Origin of the sequence: Pseudomonas sp. 22526 (assembly GCF_052044735.1) — a bacterium.
In the GTDB taxonomy this organism is placed as follows: Bacteria; Pseudomonadota; Gammaproteobacteria; order Pseudomonadales; family Pseudomonadaceae; genus Aquipseudomonas; species Aquipseudomonas piscium.
In genome coordinates this window covers 1-530 of sequence record NZ_JBQENK010000047.1, presented here as the reverse complement: position 1 = coordinate 530, position 530 = coordinate 1, and the positions used below count along the sequence as shown (strand labels likewise).

At 58.5% G+C, this 530-nt stretch carries 1 protein-coding gene; it reads right to left on the bottom strand.

Annotation, left to right across the window (positions count from 1 at the left end; genetic code table 11):
- The coding region (locus ACTJKT_RS31230) for a hypothetical protein (protein ID WP_440790413.1) at positions 1-530 on the bottom strand (530 nt) is incomplete at both ends.

Below are 530 nucleotides of genomic sequence, written 5' to 3'. Positions count from 1 at the left end.
AATCGGATTACCGTCTTTGTCTTGCAGTTGCGCAGTCCCACCCGGCTTGCCGGTGACCAGCAATTCGCCGGTGTTCGGATCAACCTTGTCGACTACGACTGGAGATGGAACAACGACTGGAGGTTGTGTGGTCAAGACCGGCACCTCCACTGTCGATTGCAACTGACCGTCGACCAGCACATCGAGCGGCTTGCCACTTTCGCTCGGCGGTACGACGAGCGTACCTTTGCCCTCGCTATCCAGGACCACCGGATTGCCAATCGGATTACCGTCTTTGTCTTGCAGTTGCGCAGTCCCACCCGGCTTGCCGGTGACCAGCAGTTCACCGGTGTTCGGATCAACCTTGTCGACAACGGTTGGAGATGGAACAACGACTGGAGGTTGTGTGGTCAAGACCGGGACCTCCACTGTCGATTGCAGCTGACCGTCGACCAGCACATCGAGCTGCTTGCCACTTTCGCTCGGCGGTACGACGAGCGTGCCTTTGCCCTCGCCATCCAGCACTACCGGGTTGCCAATCGGATTACCGT